The organism is Streptomyces sp. V4I23, assembly GCF_030817975.1.
In the GTDB taxonomy this organism is placed as follows: domain Bacteria; phylum Actinomycetota; class Actinomycetes; order Streptomycetales; family Streptomycetaceae; genus Streptomyces.
This window is the reverse complement of the sequence record NZ_JAUSZW010000004.1, coordinates 3,071,259-3,095,609: the sequence shown is the minus strand read 5'-3', so window position 1 is coordinate 3,095,609 and position 24,351 is coordinate 3,071,259. Positions and strand designations below refer to the sequence as shown.

Sequence of the window (24,351 nt, the reverse complement as noted above, 5' to 3'; positions counted from 1 at the left end):
GGGCGTGCGATGGGGGAGGGATGGGACGGCCGTAGGAAGGCCGGGTCCGGTGGCCGGGCTACGAAACGCTGTGCCTGGGCCCGGACTTGAGGGACGTGACGAACGACGTCCAGGCCGGGGCCGTGACGGTGAGGACCGGGCCGCTCGGGACCTTGGAGTCGCGGACGGGGACGACGCCGGTGTGGGCGTCGCACACCTCGACGCAGTCGCCGCCGTCGCCGTTGCTGTAGGTGCTCTTGCGCCACTGGGCGGCACCGGGAAACGCCTCCGCGACCTCGACGCAGTCCCCGCCGGTGCCGTTGCTGTAGGTGCTCTTGCGCCAGACGGCGGTGCTCAAGTCAATCCTGGTGCTTGCCATTTCGAACATCCTCAGCCGCTTCCTCGATCATGGCGAGGGACGCCTCCGGCGGCATTGCGGCGGCCCTGAGCAGATCGTACGACCTGCGGTACTCCTCCACGAGGGCCGGATCGTCGATGGTGTCCCCGCTGTGCTGCGACTCCAAGTAGACCAACGGCGGGGCGTCGGGGAAGGTCATGACCTTGGCCATGCCCATCATGAGAGGGTGCGGCCCGCAGTTCCACGGGAGGATCTGGGGAACGATCCGGCGGCGGCGCGCCAGCGCGGCGATGTGCTCCAACTGTTCGGCGAACTGCTCCGGCGGCAGGACCGGCTGGCGCAGCAGCACCTCGGAAAGGATCGCCCAGTACATCGGTGTCTTGTGGTTGTCCTCGAAGAGACTGGCCCGTGCCATCCGGGCACTGACCTTTTCCTCCACCTCCTCGTCCAGCGCCAGCGGCATGGCTGCCTTCACCAGGGCACGTGCGTAGGTGTCGGTCTGGAGCAGGCCCGGAATCAAGGTGGGGCACCACTCCTCGATGGCCTTGGCGTGCTTCTCCGCCTCCAGCACTCGCTCGAAGTAGCTCGCGTGGCCCCGCCGCTTCGCCTTCCGCACGTCCTCGCAGCGGCGCTTGAAGAAGCCGTCCGTGCCGAGCACGGTGTCCACGTGCTCGGCCAGTTCCGCCGGCATCCGGCGCGTGCCGCGTTCGATCTCGCTGAGGTGGCTGGGGCCGTAGAAGCTGCCCTCGACCAGTTGCTGGAGGGTCAGGCCCGCCTCCTCCCGTTTCCAGCGCAACTCGCTGCCGTAGAAGGTCGGGACGCTCGCCGAGCCGTCGATGTCCTTGCGCTGCCCCATCGTCCACCGTCCCTGTGCCGCTTACCGCCCGCTTCCCGGCGTTCCCCGGCCCGTACCAACTTCGCCGCACATCGGGGCAGTTCACAGCCGGGAGCCTGAACACTTTTCAAGCTACGTGCCCGGTGGGCAGTGTGTGAGTGATTCGTCACAGAGCGCACTGGAAGGTGTGAACCCCATGCACGACCAACCCGACGCCCAGGACTGCGCCGAGGAGCTGCGAGCCGCACTCGCCGCGCACGGCATCACGCTCCCGTCTCTCGGCGTCGACCTCCCGACCTTCGCCGCCCGCTACCCGGCCCGGCCGCTGATCGCGCTGGGCAACTGCAACGTGCCCACCGCCCGCGCCCTCACCACCGCCCTGCGCAAGGGAGTTGCGTGATGCGACCACCCCTGACGCTGGAGCTGCTCGCCACCGCGGCCGCCGTGGCCGGCGTCCGTCGCGCGCTCCGGGACTACGGCACCGACCTCCAGCTCTGCGCGAGTGAACTCGTCACCAACGTGATCCGCCACGTCGGCGAGGGCGTCCCCGTCACCGTCCGGGTGTCCTGCGACGGCGGCCGTACGCGCCTGGAGGTGACCGACTCCGACCCCCGGGTCCGGCCAGTCCTCTGCAAGGCCGCACATGACGACGAGTCGGGCCGGGGCCTTGCGCTGCTCGACGCGCTGACCCTGCGGTGGGGTGTGGAACAGGGGCCCGGCAGCAAGACCGTGTGGTGCGAGCTGCCGGCCCGGCCGTCGGGAAGGGACGCCGTCGTAGTCCGGTATCCGGGTGGGGATCAGGTCGGCGCTGTTCGTCACGGGCGACCTCATGACGCGACCGCGGGCGGTTGATGTCGGTGGCGTCCGTTTCAATTCCGGTCATGGACGAACGTGAAGAGCTCCGCCTGGAAGAACTCCTTTCGGCGGTCCACCGGGTGGCCGCCCCCGGGACGGGCGACCTCAACTGCGGTACGCCGGGGCATCCTTCGGGGCACATATGCCTCGCGCCCTCGGAGGCGATCGGCCTTCCCGCTCTCCAAGAGGCGCTCGGCGGGCGGTACGGCCGGCCGCGGAACCTCGCCATGGGCGGGTTCGCCGATCCGACGGTGACCGCGCGGACCGGGCTGCCGCTGCTGGCCCCGTTCGGCGAGCGGATCGTGGAAATGCGCGGATGGGCGTTCGCGGACCGGTGGATCGGATGCGGCAGCGCGCGGGCAGGGGACGATGTCCGGCTCGTGGCGCTGGTGGCCGAACGGGAGGACCCCGCGGCGCAGACGGCGGAGCTGACGTCCTGGGTGGACGGGGTCGTCGCCGTCACGGGATGGGACACGACCCGCATGCGCACGGTCGACTGGGCGGCGGTCGAGACCCGGCTCGGGACCGCGCTGCCGAGCGACTACAAGCGGCTCGCCGAGCTCTTCGGGGCGGGCGCCTTCGACGGCTTTCTCCAACTCCAGGTACCCGACGCGGCCTTCGAGAGCGGGGACATCGTCCGGCACGCCGAGTGGCTGGGCGAGTGGGCCAGAACGCGCAGGAGCGATCTGTGGGCGCCGTACGAGGTGTATCCGGCGCCGGGCGGGCTGCTGAAGTGGGCGAGCTCCGAGCAGGCGGACGAGTTCTACTGGCTCACCGAGGACCCCGACCCCGACAAGTGGCCCGTCCTCGTGACCGAGGACATTCCCGACTCGTGGGTCCGGTTCGACGGCACGACCGCCGAGTTCGTCCTCCGGATGCTCACCGAACGGGAGCACCCTTTCTCGACGGCCCGCTACTTCGGCACCCACTGGTTCCAGAGCTACGGGAGCGAGGACCGGCCGTGACACCCCCTGACGGCCGAGTTGCCGGGAATGTCCGCCGGGGTGATCGCGGGCCGGGCGCTGCTGTACAGTCCGCGCCGCCCACGCCGCGACGTAAGGAACAGGTCCATGCGCACTCGCCCCAGACGCACCGCCGTGCTCGTCCTCCCGCTCGCGCTCTCGCTGGCCGCGTGCAGTGCGGAGGCGGAGGAGCCGGCCGCGGCGGGGAGCCCGGAGGCGGCGGCGCCGTCGTCCCCGGCGCCCGAGCCGTCCGAGGCGCCCGAGTCTCCGGAGGACTTCCTCGACCTCGCCGAGAAGGCGATGGCGGAGGAGTCCGCGTGGACCTTCTCCGTGGAGGGCGATGAGGGGCTGACGCTCCAGGGGCAGAAGAGCGCGGCGACCTACGAGGGCACGGTCCGGCGCGCCGTCGGGCGGGCGGCGCTGCACTCGCAGGGCGTCAGCACCAGCAGCAAGGGCAAGAAGAAGACCGAGGAGCTCTACGTCGTCGGCGAAGCGGGCTTTCTGAAGGAGGGCACGGCCGACTTCAAGGCCGTGTCCCCGGCCGACCCGGAGATGCGGAACAAGGCCGAGGACCCGATCGCGGTCGTCGACGAGTTCCGGATCTACGCGCAGGCCGCCGACGGCGAGGTGAAGGTGACCGAGACGGACAGCGGCGGCACGGTCGAACTCCGTGTCGTGAGCGGCAAGCAGAAGCTGAGCGCCGTCCGGGGCCGGGCGTGGGCGAAGAAGGCGAAGCGCGAGTTCGACCCCACGGCCGCCCAGCTCCGCGAGGCGGGCATCCCGGTCGAGGACGGGCAGTTGACGCTCTCCGGCCTGGAGGAGGTGCTGGTCCTGGACGCGAAGACGTACCGGATCAAGAGCCACCGCCTCGACTTCGGCTTCCTGATTCCGTACAACGGCCAGGACATCGCCTTCGAGCAGCAGGTCACCGAGGAGAACCAGGGCCCGTACGAAGGGAAGATCGAGCTCCCCGCGGGCGTGCGCTGAGATGGAGATCGTTCCCCTCACCGGCGTGTCCGGCGCGGCCTTCGGGCAGTCACGCGCCTCGTTGCGGGCCGTGCGCGGCGGGCCCCACTCCGCGTTCCGGCGGGGCGCCGACGCGCCGCTGACGGACCTGTACGCCGACGAGTCCTGCGTCTTCTTCGAGTACGACGACGCCGACCTGATGCACGCGATTGAGATCGCCTCGCCCGGTGCCCTGTCACCCTGCACGGGGTGCGGCTGCACACGTTCTTCTGCGGCGTGGTCCTCTCGTACGACGTGGACGGAAGCGTCGTACGGATCGCCTTCACGGGGCGTACGTCGCTCGGACACGCGGGCGTGCCGCTGCTGGGCCGTCCTCGGGGTGCCGTGCGGGAGCAGGCGAGGGATCAGGGGCTGCGCGTGGTCGACCGGGAAGCGGAACTGGTCTTCCCCGACGCGGGCTTCAGTGTGCTGACCGCACGAGACGGCGACGGCCTGCCCACGACGGCCGTCGTACTGCCGGCACCGGTCGCGGCTCCGGGACCGGCTTCTACCGGCCGACGTGAAGGCCCACCTGGGGTGTGCCTGCGGGCACCCTAGGATCCGGCCATGCTGCCTTACTCGACCAGGCCGTCCGTCGATGCGATCCTCGCCGCGGTACCGGGCCTCGCCCCTTACGCCCGGCCGGCGGTCGTCCTGCATCCGACGCAGGGGACGCCGGGGCTCCACGAGAGTTCCGTCGCCGGTCCGTTGCTGTGGCCGGCGGACGAGCCGTGGCCGCACTGCTCCGTGCCCGACGAACTGGAGCCGTCCGGGCTGCCGCCTGTCGCGATGGTGCCGGTGGCGCAGGTCTTTCGACGGGACGCGCCGGGGGACTGGTGGCCAAAGGACGCCGATGTGTTCCAGCTCCTGTGGTGCCCGAACGTGCACTGGGACCCGCCGGCTCCGCAGGCGGACGTCAGCCCGGTCGTGGAGATCCGGTGGCGGCGGGAAGCCGACATGCCGCGGGACCGGTTCTCGCCCCCGGCTCCTGTGCGGCAGGAGGAAGAGGACTACGGCTTCTCGCCGCGACCGTGCACGCTGACACCGGTGCCGCTGACGGATTTCCCGTACCCGGAAGAGCTGCCTGACGACCTCAGGGAGAGCGTGGACCGTCTGGTGAAGGAGACCGGCGGCGAGGACGGCGGTGACGTCATCACGCGCGTCGCGGGATGCAAGTTCGGTGGCTGGCCCACCTGGCACCTCAACGATCCGTGGGAATACCGATGCCGTGACTGCGATGCCCCGATGAGGCTCCTGTTCACTGTCGCCAGCGACCGTACGACGCGCATCACGGTGGGCAGGTGTGGGGACCTCCGGGTGTTCCGGTGCTCTGCGGACGTCCGGCACCGCGTCGAGTTCGACGTGCACTGAGGCGGCGGGGTCCTACGCCTGTGGTCACGCACAGGTCCGCCGGATGCGCCGGCCGGTCAGTACCAGAACGCCTTCACGACCGCCTGTCCCGCCCCGGCCGCCCGGCCGTAGAACGCGCGCAGGTCCGTGTGGTGCCCGGCGTAGATGCCCCGGGCCTCGCCCTCCTCCCGGCCGGGGCCGAGCGAGGCGTGGATCTTCGGGCCGGCGGATTCCCACAGGGCCTCGAACGGCACGTCCGTGAGGAACGCCGCCGCGGTCCGCGTCTCGGCAGCGGTCAGCAGGGCGAACGGCGGTTGGCCGTCGGAAGGGTCGTGCACGACATGGCCGCCGTAGACCGGGAGATCCCACGCTCCGCCGGCTCCCGCGGGCAGGTCCGCACCCGCCTGGCACAGGTCGTGGACCGTGCCGAAGTCCTTCTCGACGGATGTCGCGAGGCCGGCGGCGTACTCGGCCTGATGGACGTCCCAGTCCCAAGCCGCTCCCATGAAGTCCAGCAGCCAGGCGAAGTCGCGTCCCTGGACGGCGGATTCCTCCGCCGCGCGCAGGTGCATGTGGAAGCTCATGGCCACGGAACGTACCCTGGGCCGCTGACAACGGCTCTCCTTCCTGTCCGGAATGTCCGCCGCCTGGCTTTTCGGGGGCACGGCCGGGTATAACCGGCCGCCTTGACGGGCGCGGCCCGTTCCGCCGCGCTGTTCCGACGAGCCAAGGATCACTTCGTGCTGCGCTCTTCCCGTAGGTATGCCTCCGTGTTCGCCGTGGTCGGCGCCATGTCCCTCCTGTCCGCGTGCGGGGACCAGGAGCCGGCCGGTTCCGCGGCCTCCGTCGCGTCCGGTGCGAGCCAGGGGGAGCACGAGTCGGGGGACGCGTCCGCGTCGGCGAGCCCGTCCGCCTCGGCCTCCGCGTCCGCGTCCGCCTCGGCGTCGCCCTCGGCCTCCGCGTCCGCCTACGCAAAGGCGTCCGGCAGCGCCACCCCCAAGGCGACGGCCGGGGGCGCCAAGGGCAGCGGCTCGGGCAGCGGGTCCGGCGAGCAGACGGCCGCGCCCTCCGCACCCGACTTCCCCGTACCCGTGAACGTCGGCAACGCGACCCAGGTCATCACGGTCAAGGCCAGCGGCTCGTACGCCACGGTCACCGCGTGGCAGAAGGGTTCGGCGGGCTGGAAGGCGCAGTTCTCCACGAGTGCGGGCCGGGTCGGGTCGAACGGCGTGACCGACGGGGCCACGCGCAGGCAGAGCACGTACACCACGCCCACCGGCACGTACACGATCACCGAGGGCTTCGGCGTCGAGTCGAGCGGCACCGCGATGCCGTACACGAAGGTGAACGACAGCCACTGGTGGGTGCAGGACCCGGAGTCGAAGTACTACAACCAGATGCACACGGCCGAGGGCGCGGACTTCCCGCTCACCGAGTCCGGTGAGCGCGGCAGCGAGCACCTGATCAACTACCCGACGCAGTACGCCAAGGCGCTGGTCATCAACTTCAACCGGTGGCCGGCCGTCCCGGGCCGTGGCGCGGGCATCTTCCTGCACGTCAACGGCAAGGGCGCGACGGCCGGCTGCGTGTCGGTGCCGCGCGCGACAATGGACCTGTTCATGGGGTGGGTCAAGCCGTCGGCGAACCCGCGGATCGCGATCGGCTGACGTGTGCCGGGGCGCGGCCGCGAGCCGCGCCCCGCTCAGGTGCCGCCCCGCCGCTACCCGTTCAGCCAGTCGCCCGGGATCGCCTCCCGGACCGCGTCCAGCGCTTCCTCCGTACGGCCCCGGACCATGAGCCAGGCCCCGTCGTCGCGCAGCAGCACGCCGTCGCGCAGGAACCAGCGGGTGCCCGGCTCCTCCCCCTCGGGATACCGCGGGAACGGCAGCCCGGCGCTGCGCTGTTCCAGCTCCTCGAGGTCGTCCTCCTCCAGCGCTTCCAGCACGTCCACGAGGTCGTCGGGGGCGTGCACCGACTCCGACAGCACGATCTCCACGAACGCGAGCGAGGTCCGGGCCAGCCAGTCCTCCCACTTCTCCCTGCTCTTGTCGGCCAGGTCGGGCCGCATGCGCACGGGCGGGTCCTCCCGGGCCAGGTCCGTGAGCAGGATGCCCCAGCGCGCGGCGCCCTGGTTCTCGTCGCGGAAGACGAGCGCCTGGCCCGTCTCGTCGACGTACAACTCGGCCGGAGTGCGGAGCGTGTCGTGGTTGCCGGTCAGGTCCGTGCGCCGGCCGAGCAGGGCGTACGCCTCCCGCAGCGCGGCGGGCAGCCGCAGTCCGAGGCGCTCCTCGGCGGCCGCGAGTTCCGCCTCGGACCACCCGTCGCCGGCGCCGAGCGGCTCGGCGGTCCAGTCGGCCGCGAAGCCCTTGACGAACTCCCAGGCGGCCCGGCGGTCTTCGACGGCCGCCTCGAGCGACCGGACGAGGTCGAATTCCTGTGTCATCCGGAGACCATATCGGCGGGGCGGACAGACCCGGATCGGCGCAGCACACGGCGCTCGCCCGGCGCGGAGAGAGTGGCCGGCGCGTGGCCGGTGTGTGAGGAATGCGTGGGCGCGCGGCGTGGTGAGCGCTGCCTTGCGTATCGAATCGATTACGGATCGGGAGGCCGGGTCATCCGGTCGAGGGCCCCGGGCAGGGGCGAAAAGAAGGACGACCGGGGCCGCCACCCCCCACAGGAGAGGCCCCGGTCGTCGCTTCGGGCGGGGTCGCAGTGGTACCCCGCACTACTCTCAGCGCCGTGCGTGCGTTTTCTGTCACAGCGCGCTGCATTGTTAGGTTGTTGCCGCTTGTACTAGGCATGGACGTGCACCCGGACGACGACGTAGCGTGCTGGTTCGCGCAGGGTGGCGCGGCAGTGGTGACCAGCTGCGATTCAGACAGGTTGAGGTAGTGCTGGGGGACGACGCGGAGTTGACCGCCGCGGTGCTCGCGGCTCAGGACGGGGACGAAGGCGCCTTCCGGACTGTGTACCGCACCGTGCACCCGCGGCTGATCGGCTATGTGCGCACGCTCGTCGGTGAGACGGACGCCGAGGACGTCGCGTCCGAGGCGTGGCTGCAGATCGCGCGCGATCTCGACCGCTTCACCGGCGACGCCGACCGGTTCCGGGGCTGGGCCGCGCGTATCGCCCGCAACCGCGCGCTCGACCACATACGGATGCGCGGCCGCCGGCCCGCCGTCGGTGGCGACGAGACCGAGCTGACGGGCAAGCCCGCCGACTCCGACACCGTCGCCGAGGCGATGGAGTCGATCACCACCAACAGCACCATGGCGCTGATCGCCCAGCTGCCGCAGGACCAGGCCGAGGCCGTCGTCCTCAGGGTCGTCGTCGGGCTCGACGCGAAGAGCGCCGCGCAGACGCTCGGCAAGCGTCCCGGTGCCGTGCGCACCGCTGCGCACCGCGGTCTCAAGCGGCTCGCCGAACTGCTGCACGAGGGCGGTCACTTCGGCGACGTCGGGGCGAAACCGCAGGTGGCCGACGGTCGTCCGCTCGGTGCGGCGGAGGAAGGGTCCCCTCCGGATCTCGACGGAGTGCCCCCGCAGCGCGGCCGCCGGCGTGGCGCGACCGCGCCGGCCGGTGTGACGCATTCCCGCTCGCGGACGCAGAAGGACATGTGATGGCCGACGAGCGGTACGAGTGGCTTGACAGGGACGCGGCGGAGCGGCTGCTGCGCGGCGAGTCTGTCGAGGCCCACGACGAACACGCCCGTATGCAGGCCGCACGGCTCTTCGAGGTCCTGGACGGCGCCGCCGGTCCCGGATATCGCCACGACGACGGCGAGCTGCCCGGCGAGGCGGCCGCCATGGCCGCGTTCCGCAAGGCCAGGGCCGATGCGGCGGCACCCGCGGGTGACTTCCTCGGCACGGTACGGGTGACCCGACCCGCCGTGCCGTTCTCCGGGCTGCGCTTCGGCCGCCCCGTGCGTTTCGGGCTCGCCGCGGCGGTCGCCGCCGTCGCACTCGGCGGGGTGGCGGTCGCGGCCGGTACGGGCGTCCTGCCCACTCCCTTCGGCGGCGACGAGCACCCGCTGCCCGCCTCCTCAGTCTCGGCCGCCGAGACGCCAGGCCCCCTGACGTCCGAGACGCCGGGCGCCTCCGGCGGCGTGTCCTCGCCCCCCGGCGTCACCACGCCCCCGGCGCCGCCGTCGCTCGGCGGCGAGTCCACCGGCCCGTCCTCCGGCGCCGACGGCACCGGCTCCGGCGGTCCGGGCGACGGCGGCCAGGCGACGCCGGGCGCGGGTGGTCTGGGCAGCGGCGCGGAGCTGCGGCGCGACTCCGTCGAGGCGTGCAAGGACTACCGCAACGGCACCCTCGCCGCGGAGCGCAAGAAGCGCCTGGAGGAGCTGGCGAAGGGCGCGGACGGCGTGAAGCGGTTCTGCGACCGCCTGCTCGGCCCCGAGAAGGCCGGCGACGGTACGGGCGAGGGCACGGGCGGCGGCGGCAAGGACGACGGCTCCGGTGACGGGGACGGCAAGGGCGAAGACGACCGTGACGCGGGCGGCGAGGACTCCGGCGGCTCCGGCTCCCAGGAGGCCGAGCCCGTCGAGGTCCCGCCCGTCTCCTGGACGGTCGTCCCGCAGGAACCGTCGGCGACCGCGTCCCCGACCGCTTCCGCGCCCGGGGACACCCCGGCGAGCTTGACCGGAAGCCTCCTCTGACCTGCGATTCTTCGCCCGCGCGGAGGTGGTGTGACGTTTTTCCGGCCGGTGGCGCAGTAAGAAGTGAGCCGACTGGTCATCGGCCGCGCGAAGAGCCGGGGTTCCCCCCCGTACCCACGGCTCAGCGCACATGGCGCGGGCGGGACACGTTCCCCCGGTCCCGCCCGCGCCCTCTCTTCTCCGGTCTTCTCCGGCCCGTATCTCCGGCCCGAAGCCCTCGCTCGTGCGAAGCGGCTCACCAGTAGATGACGACCTTGTCGCCCGTGCGCACCTGGCCGAACAGTGCCGCGATCTTGCCCTTGTCCCGGACGTTGACGCAGCCGTGCGAGGCGCCGTTGTAGCCGCGGGCCGCGAAGTCGGACGAGTAGTGGACCGCCTGGCCGCCGCTGAAGAACATCGCGTACGGCATGGGCGTGTGGTAGATCGTCGAGACGTGGTGCCGGGACTTCCAGCCCACGTTGAACGCGCCCTCACGGGTCGGCGTGTACTGCGAGCCGAAGCGGACGTCCATCGTCGACAGGACCTTGCCGTCGATCATCCAGGACAGCGTCCGGGTGGTCTTGCTGATGCACATCACGCGGCCGGTCATGCACCGCGGGTCCAGCTTCGCCTTCGGCTTCTCGACCTCCTTGCCGTCCAGCTCGTCGCGGGTCGGCTTCGTCGTCATGCCGAGCAGCTTCTGCCAGGTGACCTCGTCCGTGCTGCCGGTGGCGGGCAGGCCGCGCTTGCCCTGGAAGCCCTTGACCGCCGTGGTGGTGACCGGTCCGTACGTCCCGGTGGGCTTGTCGTCGAACCAGCCGATCTGCGCGAGCCTGGCCTGCAGTTCGCGCACCTGCTCGCCCTTGGCGCCCGCAGCCATGAGGATCTTCGGCGCGGGAACGGAGGTGCTGGGCGACGCCGAGGGCGTCTTCGACGGCTCGGGCGTGGCCGAAGCCGACGGCGCGGCGGTCGTGGGCGACGCACTCGGCGTGGCGGTGGCCTGCGGCTTCGTGGTCGCCGCCTGAGCCGTGCAGCCGGCCGTCACCACGGCCACGGCCATCGCGGCCGCCGCCGCCAGCGTTCTGACCGCAACGTCTTTCCTGCGCATGATCGCCCCCCTGAGCATGATCGCCCTCTTTGTCCTTGTGCCTGGTGAGACAGATTCACCTCCCGCCCGGTTGCGCGATCCCGCGCATCATGGGGGTAACAGTTGGGGGACGAGGACGACACAGCGGTTGTGAGGAAGGTCCCAGCGCGGGGCCCTCCACCCGTCGCACGCCACACCGCTACAGTCCGTCGCGAGGGTCGTTACCAGCCAGTAGCAACGAAAAGCCGGGCAGTTCCGGAAGTTCTAGCGGGAGGCACAGTCACATGGCGCGCGAGTCCGAGTCGGGGCTGCCCATCGAGCCGGTCTACGGGCCGGCGGACCTGGCGGGCTGGGACCCGGCGGAGAAACTGGGCGAGCCCGGTGCGTACCCCTTCACACGCGGCGTCTACCCGACGATGTACACCGGCCGGCCCTGGACGATGCGCCAGTACGCGGGCTTCGGCACGGCCGTCGAGTCCAACGCCCGCTACAAGGAGCTCATCGCCCACGGCACGATGGGCCTGTCCGTCGCCTTCGACCTGCCGACCCAGATGGGCCACGACTCCGACGCCCCCATCGCGCACGGCGAGGTCGGCAAGGTCGGCGTCGCGATCGACTCGATCGACGACATGCGGGTGCTGTTCGGCGGGATCCCGCTGGACAAGGTCTCCACGTCGATGACGATCAACGCCCCCGCCGCGCTGCTCCTCCTGCTCTACCAACTGGTGGGCGAGGAGCAGGGCGTTCCCGCGGACAAGCTGACCGGCACGATCCAGAACGACGTGCTCAAGGAGTACATCGCCCGCGGCACGTACATCTTCCCGCCGAAGCCCTCGCTGCGGCTGATCGCCGACATCTTCAAGTACTGCAAGGCCGAGATCCCGAAGTGGAACACCATTTCGATCTCCGGCTACCACATGGCGGAGGCCGGTGCCTCGCCCGCGCAGGAGATCGCGTTCACCCTCGCCGACGGCATCGAGTACGTCCGTACCGCCGTCGCCGCGGGCATGGACGTCGACGACTTCGCGCCCCGCCTGTCGTTCTTCTTCGTCGCGCGGACGACGATCCTCGAGGAGGTCGCCAAGTTCCGCGCCGCCCGCCGTATCTGGGCCCGGGTGATGAAGGAGGAGTTCGGCGCGAAGAACCCGAAGTCGCTGATGCTGCGCTTCCACACGCAGACGGCCGGGGTGCAGCTCACCGCCCAGCAGCCGGAGGTGAACCTGGTCCGCGTCGCGGTGCAGGGCCTCGCGGCGGTCCTGGGCGGTACGCAGTCGCTGCACACCAACTCCTTCGACGAGGCCATCGCCCTGCCGACCGACAAGAGCGCCCGCCTCGCGCTGCGCACGCAGCAGGTCCTCGCGTACGAGACGGACGTGACGGCCACCGTCGACCCGTTCGCCGGCTCGTACGTGGTCGAGAAGATGACGGACGACGTCGAAGCGGCGGCCGTGGCCCTCATGCGGCGCGTCGAGGACATGGGCGGCGCGGTCAACGCCATCGAGCGCGGCTTCCAGAAGAACGAGATCGAGCGCAGCGCCTACCGCATCGCGCAGGAGACCGACTCGGGCGAGCGGGTCGTCGTCGGCGTCAACCGCTTCACGCTCGACGCCGAGGAGCCCTACGAGCCGCTCCGCGTCGACCCGGCGATCGAGGCCCAGCAGGCCGAGCGGCTCGCGCGGCTGCGCGCCGAGCGCGACCAGGCGGCCGTGGACGAGGCCCTGGCCGCGCTGAAGAAGGCCGCCGAGGGCACGGACAACGTGCTCTACCCGATGAAGGAGGCGCTCAGGGCGCGCGCCACGGTCGGCGAGGTCTGCAACGCGCTGCGGGAGGTGTGGGGCACGTACGTCCCCACCGACGCGTTCTGAAATTCCGGTAGTCCGGTATTCCGGCATACGAAACCCCGATGCGGAGTGTCGCACCCCCGTGCGACACTCCGCCTCATGCTGGGTGTCACCAATCTGCCGACCTATCTCGCCGGGCTCGTCCTCATCATCCTGCTGCCGGGGCCGAACTCGCTGTACGTACTGTCCGTCGCCGCCCGCAAGGGCACCCGGACCGGATACAAGGCCGCGGCCGGCGTCTTCACCGGCGACACGGTCCTGATGACGCTCGCCGCGCTCGGCGCGGCCTCGCTGCTCCAGACGACTCCGCTGCTGTTCATGATCGTGAAGTACGCGGGCGCCGGCTATCTGACCTGGATGGCGATCGGCATGCTGCGGGCGGCATGGGCGATGTGGCGTGCGCGCGGCGAGTCGTTCGGCGACGAGACGGCGGAGACGGCGGCGGACTCCGGGGAGAACCCGTACCGCCGCGCGCTGATCATCAGCCTGTTCAACCCGAAGGCGATCCTCTTCCTGATCTCCTTCTTCGTGCAGTTCGTCGACCCGTCGTACGCGTACCCGGCCGTGTCCTTCCTGGTCCTCGGCACGCTGCTGCAGCTGAGCAGCTTCCTGTACCTGACGACCCTGATCTTCGGCGGTACGCGGCTCGCCGCCGCCTTCCGCCGCCGCAGGCGGCTCTCGGCCGGTGCGACGTCGGCGGCGGGCGCGCTGTTCCTCGGCTTCGCGGTGAAGCTCTCGCTCAGCAGCGCGTGACGCGGGCCCGGCGGGGCCGGTCGGCAGGGGCTGGGCCGCTGCCCGGGGCGTCTTCCCCTGCAAAGTCAGCCCCGCCGGCGATTGAGGCGCGGGGGCCCGGGGGCGGAGCCCCCGGTTACGGGAAGGGGCGGGTAGGGGAACAGCCCGCCGCAGGCGCTGCGCCCCCGATCCGCGCCACAGCGCACCGTCAGGTCAGCGCGCGCTTCAGCCGCCGCGCCCGCCGCACCACGCGGCGTACCGCCGCATGGCGGGGCACCGGGAGACCGCCCGGCAGGCCCAGCACCGTCAGGCGGCGGCGCTTGAAGTAGCGCACCGTCGACGCGTCGAGCGCCGTGCTCAGGAAGCGTTCCGCCGCCGGCCGCAGATCCGCGCGGATCTGCGGCTGCATCGCGAAGCCCACCGCGCTCAGCAGACCCGTGAGCCGTTCGTCCGCCTCCGCCGGCGCCCCGGCCGCGCCCTCCGCGAGGTCCGGGACCAGCGCGTCGACCACCGTCAGCGGCACGCGGTTGCTGTTCTGGTACGGCGTGAGCCGGTCCAGCAGCGGCTCCGTGCCCAGCCGGGCGACGGGGATGCCGTAGAACGTGGCCGCCGTGAACAGCGCCGTCGAGAAGCAGCCGACGACCAGGCTCGGCCGCAGCTGCCGGTAGAGCACCTCGGCGAGCAGCGGCCGGTCCACGACCGTGAGGCCGACGCCCAGCGACTCCGCCTCGCGTTCCAGCGTCCGGGTCCAGGAGGCCGGGGCCGTCGGGTGCGGTTTGAACACCACGTTCCGGTGGCCCATCTCGACCGCGGCCCTGAGCATGCGCAGGTGCTGCGCCTCCTCCTCCGCGGGCGTGATGATGCCGAGTGCCGCGAGGTACTGGCCCAGCAGAAGCGCCGGTCCCTCGCCGACACCGGGTACGGCTTCCGGCAGGACGTCCGACAGTTCCGCGACGATCTTGACGAACGCCTCGGTCGGAACGAGCTGCGGCTCGGCCCCGAACTCGGCGAGCAGCATGGGCCGCAGGCCCGGCACCAGGTCCAGGTGGAACAGCCGCCGCACCCGTTCGCCGACCAGCGGGTCGATCTTGTTGCGGGTGGGGCCGTAGCTCATCAGCCCGTCCGCGTACACGTCGAGCGCCGCGTCCGGGAAGAGCTGGGCGATCGCCAGCGCGGGCGCGACCTGGATCGACTCGACTGCCAGCTCGATGCGGTCGTCGCCGAGGTCCCACAGCTGCCGCAGGTACCTCTCCCACAGCGGGATGTCGTCCTGGCGCGGCGACCAGCCGCCCGGGTGGAAGGGGGAGATGGCCTCGTTCCACGACAGCACCCCGTCGAAGCGGCCGCGCAGCCGCTCGAAGCCGGGCATCTCGTCCAGGGAAGGCGTGGTCTCGGGCGTGGTCGCGTTGTTGGCGACGAGCAGGAGCCGCCGGTCCGCGGCGGCGAAGCAGCCGCTGTCGATCGCGGCGGCCACGGTCGCCGCTCCGTACAGGGAGGACGCGTAGAAGATCTGGGTGGTGGGCATCAGGCCGCCGCCTCCACGGTGAGCGGGGCGGGGCGGCGGCGCACCCGGCGGAGCCGGGAGGCGCGCTCGATGTCCATCGAGTCGAGCGCCTCGTTGAGAACGTCCTGCGGCATGCGCTTCAGGGCGGCGGCACTCATGGTGCGCAATTTCCGTGCCACGGCGGGCTCGAACCTTTCGATCGATCCCAAGTGGTGGGAAATGACGGCACAGTATGTACGGACGGCCTTCGGAAGAAGGCGGTCGGCCTCCGGGTCATTCGCCGTTTCCTCGAGCACCTGGTCGAATGCCTTGATGAAATCGAGCTGCCGGATGTCGCCGATCTGCGTCAGTGAGGAAGCGACTCCGCGCCGGTAGAAGATTCCGAGCCGGCTGATCGTCGCGAAGGTTTCCGCCTCGCGGTGCAGCCGCCAGATCCAGGGCCGGTCCTCCGCGGTGCGCAGCCCGTGCGTGAAGTGCAGCAGCCCCTGGTCGACGAGCCTGCGGTGGTACATCCCGGCCCACGCGTAGGGGTAGTCGACACCGGTGGAGCGGTCGGCGGGCAGGATCCAGTCGCGCGGCCGCAGCACCTCGCCGCGCCGGCCGACGGGCGCCCGGTGCACCTTGCGCTCGCGGCCCGTGCACTGGACGTGGTCCGTGCGGACGAAGTCGACGCCGAGGCTCTCGTGGGCGGCGAGCAGCGCCTCGAAGTGCCCGGGCGCCAGCCAGTCGTCGCCGTCGAGGAAGGTGATGTACTCGCCGCGCGCGGCGTCCAGACCGGTGTTGCGGGCGGTGGCCAGCCCGCCGTTCTGCTCATGTCTGATCAGGACAGCGCCCGGAACCGAGCGCTCCGCCCGCTCCAGGATCTCCGGAGTGCCATCCGTCGAGCAGTCGTCGACGAGAAGGAACTCGAAGTCCTCGCGGGCGTTCGCCTGCAGGCTTTTCAGTGTGTCCGGGGCGTATGTCTGCACGTTGTAGAACGGCACGATGACGGAGAGCTTAACCACCTGCGCGACGCTAGGTCGCCACACGGCATTCGTATCGACTGTCGGAGGGATGGGAGGTGAACGCAGGGCGTCGACTTTGTTAACCCGCCCGTTTCCGGGGGCACCGCCCCGTTCGTAGGCGCTCTGTTAACCCGTTGTTGCAGTCGAGTTGGGCCGTGAAACGAAATGCCTTCCTAGCGTCCTCGACGTGCCAACACGTACCAGCGAGGCCGTACGGACAGCCGTACTCGCCGACTCCGACACCCGGTGGAAATGGGGTGCGCTCACCGCGCGCCGTATCGCCCCGAGCACCTCCGTGGAGCTGAGCGGATTCCTGCTGCGCGGCCGGGCCACCCCGACACCCCGTCAGCTCGCCGAAGTAGGCGTGCGCGCCGACGCGATGCGCGAGGTGACGGCGAACGAGTTCCTGCGGGCGGTCGAGGACGGCTCGTACGACGTCGTCGTCCTCGCACTCGTCGGCGGCGGTGTGCAGGCCATGCTGCACGGCCTCGCCGCGCTGGACCTCCCGCGCCGGCCCGTCGTCGTCACCGGCTACGTGGGCGTCGTCTACGAGAAGCTCGCCGACGGGCTGCTGCTGCGCCACGGCGCCGATGTCGTCCTCGCCAACTCCCGCCACGACGCGGACCGTTTCCGCGCCGTGTACGAGGGGGTGGGCGCCGACGCCTCGGCCGTCACCGAGGCCGCGCTGCCCTTCCTCGGCGGCGCCCCGTACCGGCCGGAGGAGGGCCGCGACACCGTCGTCTTCGCCGCCCAGCCCTCCGTGCCGGACAGCCGCGCCGACCGTACGTACCTGCTGCGCCGCCTCGTCGAGCACGCCCGGCTGCACCCGCGGCGCGAGGTCCTGCTCAAGCTCCGGTCCAAGCCGGGCGAGCACACCACGCACCTGGAGGAGCTGCCGTACCAGAAGCTGGCGGACCGGCTGCCGGGCGGACTGCCGTCCAACTTCCGCCTGGTCTACGGGAACATGGGCGAGGTCCTGGACCGCACGGACCTGCTGGTCACCGTCTCCTCGACCGCCGCCCTCGAGTCCCTGCACCGCCGCATCCCCACCGCGATCCTCAGCGACCTCGGGGTGCGCGAGGTGCTCGGCAACCACCACTTCCTCGGCTCGGGCCTGCTGACGTCCTGGGACCGGCTCGACGGCGGCCACCGTCCCGTGCCCGACGCCGAGTGGCTGGCCCGTCAGGGCGTGGCCGCTGGGGGTCCCCCCACGCCGTCAGGCGTAGGGGGAGGCTCGTACGAGAGCGCCTTCGACGAGGCCCGCGCGCGGGTCGCGAAGCTGCTGCTCGGCGACGGGCCCGGGCCGATCGCGCCGTACTACACGCCGAGCACGGCGCCGGGCTACCTGCCGAACATCCTCGCCCGCCACCACCTGGCCCCCGACGGCGTCCCGCTGCCCGGAGCGGCCCCGAAGGCGGAGGTCACGGGCCTGCGCCGGGTGGTACGCGACGCGGTCCGCGGGGCGGCGCGCGGCGCCTACCGCCACGGCGTCCAGCGCGTGGCCCCGGTCATCCGCCGGATGGGCGAACTGTGACCCGCGCACCCCGCCGCCCGACGGCCTGCCCCGCGCCCGCGGCGCCCGCGCCGCTCGCCCGCGCGGCGGCGTCCCGCACGAGGCCCCCTCGGGGGCCGAACCGCACTCGTACTGCTCAGGAGCCCCGATGACCGTTCTCGCCGTGATCCCCGCCCGGGGCGGATCCAAGGGCGTCCCGGCCAAGAACCTGGCGCCCGTCGCCGGTGTGCCGCTCGTCGCCCGCGCCGTGCGCGCCTGCCTCGACGCGCCGCTGGTCACCCACGTCGCCGTCTCCACCGACGACGCCGACATCGCCGCGGCCGCGCGCGGCGCGGGCGCCGAGGTCGTGCTGCGGCCCGCCGCCATCGCCGGCGACACCGCCACCAGCGAGTCGGCCGTCCTGCACGCCATGGACGCGCACGAGGCCGTGCACGGCGACCGCGTCGACGTGGTGCTGCTCGTCCAGTGCACCAGTCCGTTCATCGCCCGCGAGGACATCGAGGGCGTCGCCCGCGCGGTCGTCGAGGAGGGCGCGGACAGCGCGGTGACCGTCGCCCCCTTCCACGGCTTCGTGTGGCGCGAGAGCGAGCCCGCCGACGCGGCGGACCCCGCGGGGGCGCAGGCGGTCGGCTCCACCGCCGTCCTCGTCGGCACCGCAACGGCCACCGGCTCCGGCTACGGCGTCAACCACGACGCGTCCTTCCGGCCCCGCCGCCAGGACCGCCCGCAGGACTTCCTGGAGACCGGCGCCGCGTACGCGATGAACGCCGCCGGCTTCCGCGAGGCCGGCCACCGGTTCTTCGGCCGCACCGCACTCGTGCGCACCGACCCCGCCCGCGTCCTCGAGGTCGACGACCCGCACGACCTGGCCCGCGCCCGGGCGCTCGCGCCGCTGCTGGACGGCGCCGCGCTGCCCGCCCGCGAGGACGTCGACGCGGTCGTCCTGGACTTCGACGGCACCCAGACCGACGACCGGGTCCTCATCGACGCGGACGGACGCGAGATCGTCGCCGTCCACCGCGGCGACGGCCTCGGCGTCGCCCACCTGCGCAAGGCCGGACTGGAGCTGCTGATCCTGTCCACCGAGCAGAACCCGGTCGTCGCCGCACGCGCCCGCAAGCTCCAGGTCCCCGTCCTGCACGGCATCGACCGCAAGGACCTCGCCCTCAAGCAGTGGTGCGAGGAGAAGGGGATCGCGCCCGAGCGCGTCCTGTACGTCGGCAACGACGTCAACGACCTCCCGTGCTTCCACCTCGTCGGCTGGCCCGTGGCCGTCGCGAGCGCGCACGACTCCGTACGGGCCGCCGCGCGTGCCGTCACTGCCACGCCCGGCGGAGAGGGCGCGATCCGCGAGATCGCCGCCTGGCTCCTCGGCCCGCACCTCCACACCCCTGAAACCACCCCCCTTTCCCCCGAGAAGTAAGGAAATACCCCCCATGAGCACCACCCGTCTGCGCACCCTCGGCAGCAAGACCGCCGGCCCGGGCCGGCCCGTCTACGTCACCGGCGAGATCGGCATCAACCACAACGGCGACCTGGAGAACGCGTTCAAGCTGATCGACGTGGCCGCCGACGCGGGCTGCGACGCGGTCAAGTTCCAGAAGCGCACGCCGGAGATCTGCACGCCGCGCGACCAGTGGGACATCGAGCGCGACACCCCCTGGGGCCGTATGACGTACATCGACTACCGCCACCGCGTCGAGTTCGGCGAGGACGAGTACCGCGCGATCGACGAGCACTGCAAGAAGCGCGGCATCGACTGGTTCGCCTCCCCGTGGGACACCGAGGCCGTCGCCTTCCTGGAGAAGTTCGACGTCCCGGCGCACAAGGTCGCCTCCGCCTCCCTCACGGACGACGAGCTGCTGCGCGCCCTGCGCGCCACGGGCCGCACGATCATCCTGTCGACCGGCATGTCCACCCCGAAGCAGATCCGCCACGCGGTCGAGGTCCTGGGCAGCGAGAACATCCTGCTCTGCCACGCCACCTCGACGTACCCGGCGAAGGCGGAGGAGCTGAACCTGCGCGTCATCAACACGCTCCAGGCCGAGTACCCGAACGTCCCGATCGGCTACTCCGGCCACGAGACCGGTCTGCAGACCACCCTCGCGGCCGTCGCCCTGGGCGCCGCCTTCATCGAGCGCCACATCACCCTCGACCGCGCCATGTGGGGCTCCGACCAGGCCGCCTCCGTGGAGCCGCAGGGCCTCACCCGCCTCGTCCGCGACATCCGCGTCGTGGAGGAGTCGCTCGGCGACGGCGTCAAGAAGGTCTACGAGAGCGAGCTCGGCCCCATGAAGAAGCTGCGCCGCGTGGCCGGCGTCGTGGCCGAGGCGGACGACCGTGAGCCTGCCGCGGTCTGACGGCCCTGCCGCCACGGCGGTGCCGCTCCCGCCGCGCCGGGCCACTCGCGCCCGGCGCGGGGAGCGCGGGGCCCTCGCACGCACGGAGTGCCCTGCGCGGGCGCGCACACCCGCCGTTGCGCGCGACCCGCAGGACCGCGCGGCCGCACAGGCCGGCCATGCGTGCCCGTACGCACAAGCCCCCCACCGGCGTATGCCCGCACCAGCCGGGCCACGCGCGCACCGCGTGCACCCCGCGGCCGGGCCCGGCGCGCGCGGCCGTATTCATCCAGGCCCCCGGCCCCGCCGGGCGCGCCGATCCGGCATCACGAGGTGAAGCCAGTGAATCTCGCGTTCGTCGAGAGCCCGGTCCAGCTCCTGAACGTCCTGGAGTGGGCCCACGCCGGTTCCGGTGCCGCCCCCACCGGTGATCCCGCAGCCGACCTCACCGTGGTCGTCCTGTCACCCGTCGACCCCATGTCGCGGGGCCAGCTGCGCCGCATGGCGGAGCTGGCGCGCGGCGAGGGGTTCACCGTCCGCTGGCAGGAGGCGCGCGGCGGGGCCGGCGCTCCGCTGCGGACCATCCGCGAGCTCGGCCCGATACTGCGCCGGGCCGAGCGGATCGTGATCGGGGACCCGTTCTCCCGCTACGTCCAGCTCCTGCTGACGCTCGTCGGCGGCAAGAATCTCACCGTGGTCGACGACGGCACGGCGACCATGGAGTTCGTCGCACAGGTCGCCCGCGGGGAGCAGCTGGTGCGCTGGCACCGCCGCGGCGGGCGCCGCGGCCCGCGCGAGCTGGTGCTCGCACCAGTGACCTTCATGGCCCGGCGCAGGCTGAGCCCCTCCCGGTCCCGCAATGTCGAGGTCTTCACCTCGATGCCCGTGGAGCAGGCGCCGGGGATCACCGTCACGGCGAACGACTTCGCCTGGACGCGGCAGCGCTTCGGGCCGCCGACCCTCACGCGGGGCGCCGACATGGTCGGGACCTCGTTGGTGGAGACGGGCGTGGTGGACCTGGAGCAGTACCTGGACGCGGTCGCGACGCTGGCCCGCGCCCACGGCGCCACCCGTTACTTCGCCCACCGCAGGGAGAGCGCCGAGAAAGCTGCACCGGCTCGCCGCCGAGACGGGCCTGGAAGTGGTCCGCCCCGACCTGCCGCTGGAGCTGATCGCCCGCAGGGGCCCGATAGGCTCAACGGTGCTGAGTTTTCCTTCGACGGTCGTGCACACCCTCCCGCTGGCCCTCGCGGGCACGGGGATCAAGGTGGCGGTCTGCGACATCGCGCCGGAGTGGCTCCGAGCGAGCGCGTCGCCGCGTGCCCAGGGGTTCCTGGCTGTCGTCACGGGCACGGCCCGGGACGTGTACCGGCTGCAGGCACCCGCTTGAAGGGGGGCGACCGGCGTGCGGCACCAGAGCCGACCTGACAAAAAGAGCGAGTGAGCTTACCCACAACGGCAAACAGCTATGCACCTCAGGCCAGGTTTCCTTCGCCTATGAGGCTGATCTTTTGTTGATCGCACGGCAGTTGGGGGCGTGAGGGGCATACCCTTCACTGGGTGAACCAGTTGATGTCCCGCGAGTCCGAAGAAGCCGAGACGCCCGGCGCAGACGCAGCGCCCTTCACGGGCGCGACGCCGGGCGACGCCGCACTGCCCGGCAGGCTGACCGAGCCGTTGCGTACGGAGCTCGTCGCCTTCCGGCGCGACCTCCACATGCACCCCGAGCTCGGGAACCAGGAGTTCCGCACCACCGCGGCGATCAAGGACCGCCTCGAGCAGGCCGGCCTGAAGCCGCGGGTCCTCTCCATGGGCACCGGCCTCGTCTGCGACATCGGCACGGACTCCGCTCCCGGACGGCCCCTCTTCGCGATCCGCGCCGACATCGACGCCCTTCCCATCCCGGACACCAAGAGCGGGGTCCCGTACCGCTCCACCGTGCCCGACCGCGCCCACGCCTGCGGGCACGACGTGCACACCACCACGGTCCTCGGGGCCGGACTGGTGCTCGCCGAGCTCGACCGGCAGGGTCTGCTGACGCAGCCGGTGCGGCTGCTCTTCCAGCCCGCCGAGGAGGTCCTGCCCGGCGGCGCGGCCGACGCGATCGAATGCGGCGTCCTCGACGGCGTCGGCAAGATCATCGCGGTTCACTGCGACCCCCGGGTCGACGCGGGATCCATCGGACTGCGGCCCGGCCCGATCACCTCGGCCTGCGACCGGATCGAGGTCGCCCTCGACGGGCCCGGCGGCCACACCGCCCGGCCGCATCTGACGACGGACATGGTCACCGCGGCCGCGAAGCTCGCCATCGAGGTCCCGGCGCTGCTCTCCCGTCGTGTCGACTCGCGCTCCGGCCTGGCCCTCACCTGGGGCCGCATCACGGCCGGTCACGCCCCCAACGTCATCCCGCAGCACGCCGAGCTCTCCGGCACCGTGCGCTGCCTGGACCTCGCGGGCTGGCGCGCCGCCCCCGACCTGGTGCACGCCGCGATCGACGAGGTCGCCACGCTGCACCGGGCCAAGTCGCAGATCGACTACATCCGCGGAGTGCCGCCCGTCGTCAACGACCCGGCCGTCACCGAACTGCTGCGCGACGCGCACGCCGCGCGCCGCGGATCGTATGCGATCGAGGACACCGAGCAGAGCCTCGGCGGCGAGGACTTCTCCTGGTACCTGGAGCACGTGCCGGGCGCCATGGCCCGCCTCGGTGTGCGGACCCCCGGCGACACCACGCGACGCGACCTGCACCGCGGGGACTTCGACGTCGACGAGGAGGCCATCACGGCCGGCGTCGAGCTGTTCACCGCCGCGGCGCTGCTGGAAGGTCTCGGGGCCCGCTGAGGCGCCCGCCCGGTCCGGACGCCGTACGGATGTCCGATCCGGTGCCTGTCGACGACACGCCGGGGCGCGGAGGCGACGCGCCCGCCCCGGCACAGGGCGCACAGGTGCGTGGCTTGTTCGCGACGATCCGATAACGACTGATGAACGGGTCTTTAACTGACATCTACGCGCGTTACGATCGCGGCGAACCCAGCGCCGGAAGTGGCGCTTTCGGTCAGGTTTAAGGAGCCCCCCAGTGCGCCGGATCACCAGGATCGCCACCGTGGGCATCGCGTCCGCGGCTCTCGCACTGTCTGCCACCGCGTGTGGCAGCGACTCGTCGTCCTCCGCAGGTTCGGACGACAAGGGCGGCAAGGCCGCCATCGCCTACGACATCGGTGGCCGCGGCGACCAGTCCTTCAACGACGCCGCGTTCGCCGGTCTGGAGAAGGCCGAGAAGGAACTCGACATCGAGGGCAACGACGCCGAGCCCAGCGAGGGCGAGGGCGACCCGGACAAGATCCAGCGCCTGACCGCGCTGGCGCGGGCCGGCAACAACCCCGTGATCGGTGTCGGGTTCGCCTACGCGCCCGCCATCGCCGAGGTCGCGCCGAAGTTCCCGAAGACGACCTTCGGTCTCATCGACGACACTTCCAAGACCGGCCCGAACATCGCCAATCTGGTGTTCAACGAGGAGCAGGGCTCCTACCTGGCCGGTGTCGCCGCCGCCAAGGTGACGAAGACGAACACCGTCGGCTTCATCGGTGGCGTGGAGACCCCGCTGATCAAGAAGTTCGAGGCGGGCTTCGTCCAGGGCGTCAAGGACACCAAGAAGGGCGTCAACGTCAAGGTCCAGTACCTGACGCAGCCGCCGGACTTCGGTGGCTTCTCGAAGCCGGACCTCGGCAAGGCCGCGGCGCAGGGCCAGCTCGACGCGGGCGCGGACGTGATCTACGCGGCTGCCGGCCTCGCGGGCTCCGGTTCGATCGAGGCGACCGCCAAGGCCGGCAAGTGGGCCATCGGCGTCGACTCGGACCAGTACAACCAGAAGGGTCTGGCCGCCTACAAGGACCAGATCCTGACCTCGGTCACCAAGAACGTCTCGGGTGCCGTGTTCAACCTGATCAAGTCGGTCCAGGACGGCAAGCCGCAGACCGGTGAGATCCGCTACGGCCTCGAGGACGACGGTGTCGCCCTGTCCCGCTCCAACCCGGCCTTCACCAAGATGACGGACGTCATCGCGGCGGTCGACAAGGCCAAGGCCGACATCGCCGCCGGCAAGATCAAGGTCCAGACCGCTCCGTAACCGAGCGGCCGGTACCGCAGGTCCGCGGGCCCGGGGCGTGAGCCCCACGGCCCGCGGACCGATTTCCGGCCCCCGGGTTTTGGTATTCGGGAGCGCTACGCGCGTAGAGGGCGTTCCGGCGCGATAACTTCGCCACGCCCCCAAGACCACCACAGCCCGCCCTTTCCGCCTGCCCTCCCGCTCCTTCCCGCCAAGGAGAGTGCGTCATCAACGCGTCCAGCC

Annotated in this window: 23 protein-coding genes and 1 pseudogene; 17 read left to right on the top strand and 7 right to left on the bottom strand. The window is 71.7% G+C overall.

Annotated elements, in window-relative coordinates:
- Nucleotides 1-58: 58 nt before the first annotated feature.
- Together QFZ82_RS16140 and QFZ82_RS16135 are read right to left on the bottom strand one after the other, a co-directional pair.
- Nucleotides 59-358 (bottom strand): DUF397 domain-containing protein, encoded by a 300-nt coding sequence (locus QFZ82_RS16140; RefSeq protein ID WP_307713844.1) that lies wholly within the window; start codon nucleotides 356-358, stop codon nucleotides 59-61.
- A complete protein-coding gene (locus QFZ82_RS16135) occupies nucleotides 339-1,193 on the bottom strand; it encodes a helix-turn-helix transcriptional regulator (RefSeq protein WP_307713843.1) in 855 nt (284 codons plus the stop codon). Before QFZ82_RS16135 ends, QFZ82_RS16140 begins: the two co-directional genes overlap by 20 nt.
- 175 nt (nucleotides 1,194-1,368) lie before the next feature.
- Between QFZ82_RS16135 and QFZ82_RS16130 the strand changes: the two genes are divergently transcribed.
- The 6 genes from QFZ82_RS16130 to QFZ82_RS16105 all read left to right on the top strand — a co-directional run bounded on the left by QFZ82_RS16130 (nucleotide 1,369) and on the right by QFZ82_RS16105 (nucleotide 5,365).
- Nucleotides 1,369-1,572, top strand: coding sequence for a hypothetical protein (locus tag QFZ82_RS16130; protein WP_307713842.1), 204 nt, complete (start codon nucleotides 1,369-1,371; stop codon nucleotides 1,570-1,572).
- A complete protein-coding gene (locus tag QFZ82_RS16125) occupies nucleotides 1,572-2,024 on the top strand; it encodes an ATP-binding protein (protein ID WP_307713841.1) in 453 nt (150 codons plus the stop codon). The genes QFZ82_RS16130 and QFZ82_RS16125 overlap by 1 nt, the downstream gene beginning before the upstream one ends.
- Nucleotides 2,025-2,053: 29 nt before the next feature.
- Nucleotides 2,054-2,992 (top strand): hypothetical protein, encoded by a 939-nt coding sequence (locus tag QFZ82_RS16120; RefSeq protein WP_307713840.1) that lies wholly within the window; start codon nucleotides 2,054-2,056, stop codon nucleotides 2,990-2,992.
- 105 nt (nucleotides 2,993-3,097) lie between these two features.
- A complete protein-coding gene (locus QFZ82_RS16115) occupies nucleotides 3,098-3,976 on the top strand; it encodes a hypothetical protein (RefSeq protein ID WP_307713839.1) in 879 nt (292 codons plus the stop codon).
- A gap of 228 nt (nucleotides 3,977-4,204) precedes the next feature.
- The gene (locus QFZ82_RS16110; RefSeq protein ID WP_307713838.1) at nucleotides 4,205-4,552 is read left to right on the top strand and encodes a hypothetical protein; all 348 of its coding nucleotides are present in this window, start codon (nucleotides 4,205-4,207) and stop codon (nucleotides 4,550-4,552) included.
- Nucleotides 4,553-4,561: 9 nt separating this feature from the next.
- Nucleotides 4,562-5,365, top strand: coding sequence for a DUF1963 domain-containing protein (locus tag QFZ82_RS16105; protein ID WP_307713837.1), 804 nt, complete (start codon nucleotides 4,562-4,564; stop codon nucleotides 5,363-5,365).
- A gap of 56 nt (nucleotides 5,366-5,421) precedes the next feature.
- On the opposite strand, the gene QFZ82_RS16100 is transcribed toward QFZ82_RS16105, so the two are convergent.
- Entirely contained in the window at nucleotides 5,422-5,928 is a 507-nt protein-coding gene (locus QFZ82_RS16100) for a DUF1877 family protein (RefSeq protein WP_307713836.1), read from the bottom strand.
- 156 nt (nucleotides 5,929-6,084) lie between these two features.
- Between QFZ82_RS16100 and QFZ82_RS16095 the strand changes: the two genes are divergently transcribed.
- Nucleotides 6,085-7,011: a L,D-transpeptidase family protein gene (locus QFZ82_RS16095; RefSeq protein ID WP_307713835.1), complete on the top strand. Its 927-nt coding sequence runs from the start codon at nucleotides 6,085-6,087 to the stop codon at nucleotides 7,009-7,011.
- Nucleotides 7,012-7,064: 53 nt separating this feature from the next.
- On the opposite strand, the gene QFZ82_RS16090 is transcribed toward QFZ82_RS16095, so the two are convergent.
- Complete coding sequence (locus QFZ82_RS16090; RefSeq protein ID WP_307713834.1) at nucleotides 7,065-7,787, bottom strand: SMI1/KNR4 family protein; 723 nt, start codon at nucleotides 7,785-7,787, stop codon at nucleotides 7,065-7,067.
- A gap of 448 nt (nucleotides 7,788-8,235) precedes the next feature.
- Between QFZ82_RS16090 and QFZ82_RS16085 the strand changes: the two genes are divergently transcribed.
- Nucleotides 8,236-8,964, top strand: coding sequence for an RNA polymerase sigma factor (locus tag QFZ82_RS16085; protein ID WP_307713833.1), 729 nt, complete (start codon nucleotides 8,236-8,238; stop codon nucleotides 8,962-8,964).
- Nucleotides 8,964-10,004, top strand: a complete 1,041-nt coding sequence (locus QFZ82_RS16080) for a hypothetical protein (RefSeq protein ID WP_307713832.1) — start codon at nucleotides 8,964-8,966, stop codon at nucleotides 10,002-10,004. Before QFZ82_RS16085 ends, QFZ82_RS16080 begins: the two co-directional genes overlap by 1 nt.
- Before the next feature lie 235 nt (nucleotides 10,005-10,239).
- Here the strand turns inward: QFZ82_RS16080 and QFZ82_RS16075 are convergent, their stop codons facing one another.
- The gene (locus tag QFZ82_RS16075; RefSeq protein WP_307713831.1) at nucleotides 10,240-11,091 is read right to left on the bottom strand and encodes a L,D-transpeptidase family protein; all 852 of its coding nucleotides are present in this window, start codon (nucleotides 11,089-11,091) and stop codon (nucleotides 10,240-10,242) included.
- A 263-nt stretch (nucleotides 11,092-11,354) separates the two neighbouring features.
- On the opposite strand from QFZ82_RS16075, the gene QFZ82_RS16070 reads away from it, so the two are divergent.
- Both QFZ82_RS16070 and leuE read left to right on the top strand, forming a co-directional pair.
- Nucleotides 11,355-12,935 carry a methylmalonyl-CoA mutase gene (locus QFZ82_RS16070; protein WP_307713830.1) on the top strand — a complete coding sequence of 527 codons (1,581 nt, stop codon included), beginning with the start codon at nucleotides 11,355-11,357 and terminating at the stop codon, nucleotides 12,933-12,935.
- A gap of 75 nt (nucleotides 12,936-13,010) precedes the next feature.
- Complete coding sequence (gene leuE, locus QFZ82_RS16065; protein WP_307713829.1) at nucleotides 13,011-13,664, top strand: leucine efflux protein LeuE; 654 nt, start codon at nucleotides 13,011-13,013, stop codon at nucleotides 13,662-13,664.
- 187 nt (nucleotides 13,665-13,851) lie between these two features.
- Here the strand turns inward: leuE and QFZ82_RS16060 are convergent, their stop codons facing one another.
- Both QFZ82_RS16060 and QFZ82_RS16055 read right to left on the bottom strand, forming a co-directional pair.
- On the bottom strand, nucleotides 13,852-15,168 hold the full coding sequence (locus tag QFZ82_RS16060; RefSeq protein ID WP_307713828.1) for an alpha-2,8-polysialyltransferase family protein: 1,317 nt from the start codon (nucleotides 15,166-15,168) through the stop codon (nucleotides 13,852-13,854).
- Nucleotides 15,168-16,151 carry a glycosyltransferase family 2 protein gene (locus QFZ82_RS16055; protein ID WP_307713827.1) on the bottom strand — a complete coding sequence of 328 codons (984 nt, stop codon included), beginning with the start codon at nucleotides 16,149-16,151 and terminating at the stop codon, nucleotides 15,168-15,170. The genes QFZ82_RS16060 and QFZ82_RS16055 overlap by 1 nt, the downstream gene beginning before the upstream one ends.
- A 187-nt stretch (nucleotides 16,152-16,338) precedes the next feature.
- Between QFZ82_RS16055 and QFZ82_RS16050 the strand changes: the two genes are divergently transcribed.
- From QFZ82_RS16050 to QFZ82_RS16025, 6 genes and pseudogenes are all read left to right on the top strand, one after another.
- The gene (locus QFZ82_RS16050; protein WP_307713826.1) at nucleotides 16,339-17,685 is read left to right on the top strand and encodes a DUF6716 putative glycosyltransferase; all 1,347 of its coding nucleotides are present in this window, start codon (nucleotides 16,339-16,341) and stop codon (nucleotides 17,683-17,685) included.
- A 127-nt stretch (nucleotides 17,686-17,812) separates the two neighbouring features.
- On the top strand, nucleotides 17,813-19,087 hold the full coding sequence (locus QFZ82_RS16045) for an acylneuraminate cytidylyltransferase (RefSeq protein WP_307713825.1): 1,275 nt from the start codon (nucleotides 17,813-17,815) through the stop codon (nucleotides 19,085-19,087).
- A 13-nt stretch (nucleotides 19,088-19,100) separates the two neighbouring features.
- Nucleotides 19,101-20,024: an N-acetylneuraminate synthase family protein gene (locus tag QFZ82_RS16040; protein ID WP_307713824.1), complete on the top strand. Its 924-nt coding sequence runs from the start codon at nucleotides 19,101-19,103 to the stop codon at nucleotides 20,022-20,024.
- Between the two features lie 321 nt (nucleotides 20,025-20,345).
- Nucleotides 20,346-21,393: pseudogene (locus QFZ82_RS16035) on the top strand (hypothetical protein).
- 182 nt (nucleotides 21,394-21,575) lie between these two features.
- Nucleotides 21,576-22,844 carry an amidohydrolase gene (locus tag QFZ82_RS16030; protein WP_307717740.1) on the top strand — a complete coding sequence of 423 codons (1,269 nt, stop codon included), beginning with the start codon at nucleotides 21,576-21,578 and terminating at the stop codon, nucleotides 22,842-22,844.
- A gap of 235 nt (nucleotides 22,845-23,079) precedes the next feature.
- The gene (locus QFZ82_RS16025; protein WP_307713823.1) at nucleotides 23,080-24,129 is read left to right on the top strand and encodes a BMP family protein; all 1,050 of its coding nucleotides are present in this window, start codon (nucleotides 23,080-23,082) and stop codon (nucleotides 24,127-24,129) included.
- Nucleotides 24,130-24,351 lie beyond the last annotated feature (222 nt).